A 7,960-nucleotide genomic window follows, 5' to 3' on the forward strand; every position below is an offset into this window, starting at 1 on the left:
AACAAATCGCCAGAAAATGCGGAAATTGCCAAAGCGATTGCAGGCTCAGACCAAACCACAGGTAAACCTGAAATCACCGAAGTCAAAGGTTACGACTTAAATGAAAAAGCCGATACTAACCCAGATAAAGTGGTAATTACAGGTAAAGTAGAAGGCGAGCCAGCCGGCACTAAAGTCAGCATTTTCGACAAAGACGGCAAAAAAGTCGCAGAAGTTGAAACCGATGGACAAGGAAACTTCACTGCAACCCTAGTTGAAAAAGGTGCAAAAGATGAGCTAAAAGCAGATGCAGAAGTTGATGAAATCAACGCAGGCGACACTTTCACCGCAAAAGCGAAAGCAGATAGCAAACCAGAAAGTGAAGAAAGCAGCCCTAAAGAAGTCACTAAGATCGAAGGTGGCAACCCAGCTGATCACCTAGGCGATACCCAAGACCCAACTGCCCCAACCTTAACCAAAACAAATGACGCAGGTAACCCTGCTGAAAAAGGCGATGGTGCGGTGAAAGTTGAGTTCCCAGCCGATGCGGTAGTAGGCGATAAAGCAGAAATCAAGTTTAAAGATGAAGGTGGCAACCCTGTTAAAGCAGTTTACGAAAAACAAGCGGATGGCAGCTGGAAACTTGATCCTAAAGCAAGCGAAAACGTGCCAGAAAACACCTTGCCAGAAACAGTGAATAATAACGACCCATCATTTGTTATCCCAGAAGAGAAATTAAAAGATGGTACAGAGGTAACTGCAAAATCGACTGATGTCGCAGGAAAAGAAACCCCAGCAACACCAGTGAAAGCAGGCTTTGACGAGCCAGTGACAACACCAGTGTTATCAGAAGGTTATCCGAAGTCACAAAACACCTCAGATTCCCCTGATACGGATGCGGCAACGGAAGCGGTACTCGTTGGAACTGCAGATCCAAAAGCGGTGATTAAAGTTCAAGATAAAGATGGCACAATATTAACGCCAACTGCAACGGCAAATGATAAGGGTGAATTTACCTTAACCATTCCAAACGCAGATTTAGCGAAAGGACCATTCAAACTTATTGCTGAATTAACCGAAAACGGAACAACGGAAAGTAGCGACCCGACCGCAGAAATCCCTGTTGCACAAACAGTACAACCGGGTACACCAGTTGCTAACCCAGGTGATGAAGCAACGCCATCAACAGACAAAGGCGGCTATCCGAACGATAACACCCCACCACCAGCCCCAACCATTAATGTTGGCGACAATGGTGATGGCAAAGTTACCGTAGGCTTGCCAGCAGATGCGAAAAATGGCGATAAAGTCACCATTACTTACACTGATGAAGCAATAGATGAAGAGAGAACAGTGGTGGTAACAAAAACACCAAATGGTTGGAAAGTGCCGGAAGATAGCCCAATTTCACAAGATAAGATCAACGGAAACAACCTTGAAATCCCAGCGGATAGCGTAAAAGATAAGACGGAAGTGACCGCTCGTACCCAAGATTTAGCGGGTAACTTATCAGAGAAAAAGAAAGATACTTCAAAATATGATGAAGTGACGGCACAACCAAGCTTAACGGTTAATGCGATTGACACAGCTGAAAAAGCGGACAATACGATTGACGCGTTAGTGGTAACAGGTACAGTGGTGAAAAAAGATGATAACACCCCTGAAAATGGTGCGAAAGTCAAGCTCCTTCATAATGGTGCTGAAGTTGTTCCAACTGACAAAGGCTTGGAAGCGAATGATGCAGGTGATTATAAAGCTGTGCTTGTGAAAAAAGGCACACCAGCTGATGTAAAAACTAAGCTAGCAACCGCATATCCAAACCACACAATCATTGAAGTAGATGAAGTACCAACTACAGGTAACCTCACTGCGATTGCACAAAAAGAAGGTAAAGCACAAAGCCCGAACACTGATGCAGCAATCCCAACTACATTGACTAACGATACAACGGATCACCCGTTAGATGCAGCTAACCCAACAGCACCAGGATTGCAAGCTTTCGGCTTTGCAGATGGTCCAGAAAAACAGGGTGATGTTGAAGTGACTTTCCCAACGGATGCGGTTGAAGGCGATACGGTTGCAGTAACCATTACCCCACCAGCAGGTAGTGCAGATACAACACCAACAGTAATCACCTTTACAAAAGGTAAAGATGCTTGGACGCCAAGCCCAGCATTACCAGCAGGCTACACAGTAGATGGCAATAAATTACATATTGAATCAACGTCTATTCCTGATGGTTCAACAGTAAGTGCAACCTCAACTGACCTAGCAGGTAAAACAGCGGAGGGGCAAGCGGTTACAGCTCAACAAGATCCAAGACAGACTAAATTGGAAGATGAGGTAACAGTTGCAGCAGTTGATACTGACGGAAGTGCTAATACAACGGCAGAAATCATTACCATCACAGGTAAAGCGGAAGCGGGTGCAAAAGTAACACTTTATAAATCAGACGGAACAACCAAGATTGCTGAGTTCGATGTACCTGCAGCACAACCTGGAGCTAGTGGTGAAACCCCAATGGGCGACTTTACCTTCACTGTTCCAAGCGAACATATCCCAACAACGGATAGTGCCAAAGACTTCGTAATTAAAGCAAAAGTACCGAATGTTGCGTCAGAAAAATCAATAGACGTAGATGTAACCACCGCACCAGGTAAACAAAGTGATTTAGACAAAGTTACTTTAACTGGCACTGTTGCAGACTTCAAAAACCAAGAGCTTGAATTACACAAAGATGGTGTAAAAGTTGGCTCTGTTACTACAAATGAAAGCGGTGAGTTTACCTTCAACATTACCAAAGGCGATGCAAACAACAACGCAACCGATGGCAATGTTAAAGTCACTGACTTACCACAAACAGATGCACTTACCAGCTTTGTGGTGAAAAAACCAGATGGCACAGCGGTTGCTTTCAACGGAACAGCAGAGCGTAAAACAGAAGGTTCTCAACATACTGGCGATAACACCGCTCCAGAGCTTGATGCACAACTTTCTGTTGTGTTACCAAACCGCCCTGTGAACGTAACTAAAGCTGAGCCAGTGGATACCAAAGATGAAAAAGCAAATGCGTTAGACATCAAGTTACCAAATACACCAGTTGACCAAGATGAACTTCACGTCATCGTTAAAACCGAAGATGGAGAGAAAAAAGTTGTCTTTACTTATGAAAATGGCGATTGGAAAAAAGGCGGTGATACTCTCAATGTTGGCGAAACCAAACCAACACGAGGAACTGATGGTAAATATAGCATTAGCATTCCAGCAAAAGCGCTGAAAGAAAATGACACCTACACCGTCATTCACCGCGACCTTGCAGGTAATGCCAAAGTTTACAGTGCACCAGTTTCAGAAAAATTCGACTCAAGCCCAGAGAAAGTTGATGCCCCTGTGGTTTACACCGGTACGAAAACAACAGAAGCAGGTAACGGCGAGAATATGCTTGTAACTAAATTTGCAGGCAAAGATGAACCAACAAAACCAGCAGCAGTAAATGCAGGTGACATCGTATTCCGCCCAGGCTTGGATAACACCAAGTTAGAAGTGAGCTTTGTGAAGAAAGATAGCGATTTAGCAAGTGTTGATAAAGCTAGAGATGTTATTTACGGTAAGTTAGAAGGCGATAAATTCAAGTTCTACAAAGATTCAGCCTACAACACACCAGTTGAAGAGGGATTAGTAACCGAAATTACAGGGCAAGATGGCTACACCCATTATGTTATCCCAGCGGATAAAGTGGTAGACAACTCACAATTTACCGTAGTAGGTATTAACGAAGGTGGAAAACGCTCAGACAACCCAGCTGATGTTGCAACCTCAGTGGCACAGGCAGAATACACCGCAGGCTTTGACGATAAAACCGACAAAGCAGTGGGCGATCCTGCAATTGCACAGGCTAATGCAACTAGCGACATCACTATCACGCCAACAGCAGCAGTGGATACTGACGGTGATAACAGCAACATAAACAACAACGCTGACGCTAACAAAGTCGCAGTGAAATTTGATGCAAGCCACTTAGCTGGAACATCTGCAGAAGCTCTAGGCTTAAAAGTGAATGGTGAGAAAGGTGCAGATAATCAAATTATCGTTGCACTTAAACAGCCAAATGGCAAATGGAAACTTGTACAGTCAGATAAAGCGACATTAGATGAAGCACTGAATGCAACTCATTCAGATGACTTATCTGAAGTCTCTAATGGAGTGGCAACCATTGATGCTGAAACAGGTAAAATTACTCTGAACAAAGCAGTAGTAAATGGTACGGGTGGCGAGGATAACAAAACCTCCGAAGTGAAAGCTAAAGCAAAAGATGCTTATGGTAATAGCTCAACGGAAGTGTCTCACTCAGCAACACACGCAGATCCTGCAACGCCAATGGTAGATAGACCAAACATTGAAGATTTAGGTAGTGGTAAAGCCACCATTACATTAGGTGCTAATAATGATGGAATGGTTGTTGAAACTCAAGGCAAAAAACTTACGGTATCAAAAGGCAATGATGGCAAATATGAAATCAATCCGCAAGATACTGCAGGTGTAGAGATTGACCCAATTACAGGCAGAGTAACCATAACGGTAACAGGCAATACTGAAGTTCCAATTACTGTTAAAGGTAAAAAAGATTCGAAAGAATCTGAACCTGTAACGGCGAAGATCGACCCAACTAAAGATGCGACACCAGAGCACACCGACCCTGTGGATTTACTTCCACTAGAAAACGGTGATGTAGAAGTGAAACCAGGTACGGATAACAAGAAAATTCGTATTAGCTACACCGCACCTGACGGCACAGCACATAACGATGTTGAGCTAGTGAAAGGCAGTGATGGCAACTGGACACCATCAACCAGAGCGGAAGATTTCACTGTTGCAAATGGCAAAATTACCTTGAAAGCAAGTGCGGTAAAAGATATGACGGAAGTGACCGCTATCGGTAACAACGGCAATCAAGATCAAGAAGGCAATGCAAGTGCCTATCCGTTTGTGGATGATGTAACAGCAGGGAAAGATGGTGACAGTGCGAATCCACCAAGTTTAGCTAAAGCATCATCAAATGATGATGTTGTGATTACCAAAGGTGCAGATAACCACAAAATGGAAATCAAATATGTCCCAACGGGTTCTGCGGATAACAATGACGATAAACTTACTACGCTAACAGCACAGTTAGAAAAAGGCGGTAAATGGTCATTGAAAGATAAAGATGGCTTTGATGTTCCACCTGAAGTGGCAACCATTGATGACAATGGTAATGTTACTCTTAAACGTGGAGCGTTAAATAATGGCTCTAAAGTAAAAGTTACAGGCTTTGATTTAGACCAAGAAGCATCACCATCAGATTATGCTGTTACGGGTACAACTCCAGCAACAGGTGGTTCTACACCTGCAACGGGAGGAAGTACACCTGCACAACCTCAGGCTGGTTATAATCCACCTGTTGCTAATGCTGAAACAGTTAAAGCAAATCATCTTCTTTATCAAGAAAATGATGGCACCCTAGTGTTTAGACACGAAGCTCAACTACAGAATACACCTAATTATGACCTTGTGTTGAAATTTAAGGTTTATGATGTTAAAGAGCAACAAACTAGAGATATTGAAATTACAATACCAGTGAAAACTGGAGTTGCTCAACAAGCAACTGTGAAACTAGATGGTCAGTCATATAGTCGTGATGAGATGAAGGACTTTATCTTTGATGGTTACTCACCACCGCCAACAGCAGTAAAAACCAATAATAACGGTGGAACAATGAACATTACACAAGGTGAAGAAAAACTTTACGTGAAAAGTAATGATAAATTCCGTTTGCTTGCAGATAGCCCGAATGAACCTAGAGATGGACAAGGTAATGCAGTAACTCATAATGACTTAGGGGTTATTGTGCGTCGTGATGTACCTAATGGTCAATTTGTAACTAGTAAGTATGTTTATGGTAAAAATCCATTCCAAGAAGATGGATCAAAACCAGCATATTTAATGAATACAGGTAAGTACGAAGGCGAAGTTGTTAAATTGCCTAATACAGAAGAAAAACCTGATTTAGTTGCAATTAATAACGGTGCAGACCAAGGTGCGGTAGAAATTCAACCAAAACCTAACCATAAACGTATTAGTGTGAAATACACGAACGAAAATGGTGAGGAAAAAGGTGCATTACTTGAGAAAGAGAATGGGCAATGGGTGGTTAAACGTGGTGATGCTGCTGATTTCAAATTAGACGGTGGCAAAATCCTAATTAAAGCAGATTCATTGAAAGATAATCTTGCAGATAGTGTGATTGCACGCGGTCAAGATGAAGGAAAACTTTATTCTGAAAATACAACTGCAACACCAGGTAATGACCCAACACCACCAGCACCGCCAGCACCACCTGTGAAATCACTTGTGGATACGCTAAATGACATTAAAGCAGGACAACCACATACGAATACGGTTGATCGTTTAAGTACAGGCAGACCTGCTGCAATGAAAGATATGGCAGACTTTACTAAAAACGAGGGTGGAAATGTTCAAGGCGGTCTTATTATTAAGACAGGTTATGAACTCACTAATGATAATCAAGCTGTTCAAATTGATGGTGCGGTGAACTACGGTTCATTGATTCCGATGAATATTGATATGAAAGGTGGCGATGATGTATTAGTGGTTGAAAACCAAGTGCAGTCTACAACTATCAAGCTCGGTGAAGGAAATAACTTACTTGCAGTTGGTGTTGCGAACCCTGATTTTGATCTCTATGAAGATAAAACAAAACACGCAACAGACGGACGCTATGTTTTCGCTAATACAGGACAAACACCAGGAAACGGGTATGCTAAAGTCCCTCATATTGAGAACCAACACGGAGCTAATGGTGGTAATATCATTAACTCGAAAGTTGAAGGTGGCAATGGCGATGACGTTATCTTAATCGGCGGAAGTAACTCAAATGGTCTTGTAAGTACTCGTGCTGCAATTACAAAAGATAGTAGCATTGACTTAAAAGGTGGTAACGATGCACTTATCATTGCACCTCTCACTAAAGGTAGAGCAGGAAGCATTGAAGGTACAGTTAATATGGGAGCTGGCAACGATAAACTGGTTGCACCAGAAATCGCAAACGGTGGTAAAGTTTATATGGGTGATGGCAATGATATTGCTCAAATTAACCGTATGGACGGTGGTTCTTCAACCGTACTCGATATGGGTAGAGGCGACGATAAAGTTGAATTTACTGCATACGGCGATACAACCTTTATGGACGGTATCGTAAATGGTGGTGCAGGTTACGATGTTTTCGTACTCCGCAAACCATCTGGCGATAATGGTGAACAAGTTAGAAATGTATTTAAAGCTGCTCCTGAAACTCACCTTTCAGCGTCTAAACTCATTAGCATTGAAGAAGTGAGAATGGAAAAAGGCTCTGCTATCGACATTTCTGCAGATTACCTAAGAAAAGGCAACATTCCAGTGTTGAAACTGCTTGCAGAGGGTAATAAATCAGCAGGTTCTGTAGGTGGTAATGATGCTCGCTTAGTGGATTTAGGGGCAAATGACTCAAATGATAAATCATCAGGTCAAAGTCTAGGTGAATTTAAAGCCGCAGGTCAAAAAACCGAAGGTGGAATTACCTACGATGTTTACACCGCTCCAGGTGCACAAGTTTGGATTGAACAAAATGGCGGATTTACGATTATCTAACCGTTAATTTCAATTTAAACATAACTTAACCCAAACGGACACAGATCAAAATGTGTCCGTTTTTATTTGTGCGATAATTTATTATGGAGGGGAATTTTTATGGACGGTGATTTTTTGCGGACGATAATTTTTTACGGACGATGATTTTTTACGGACGATGATTTTTTACGGACGCCAGCGTGGCGTCCCTACATATACTTCGTTAATGTATTTTTATTTCGCTAATCTATTTAATTAAAAAATCATTCATTTTTAATAACGCAATCCATAGCAAAATAACGTATTTGTAGGGACG

1 protein-coding gene is annotated in these 7,960 nt (G+C 42.2%); it reads left to right on the top strand.

Annotated features, from left to right (window positions below):
* Window positions 1-7,665, top strand: a 7,665-nt coding sequence (locus ACWIW0_RS10905; protein ID WP_454453330.1) for a hypothetical protein, incomplete at its 5' end; no start/stop codon positions are given.
* Window positions 7,666-7,960: the final 295 nt, after the last annotated feature.

Source organism: Ursidibacter sp. B-7004-1, from assembly GCF_053654055.1.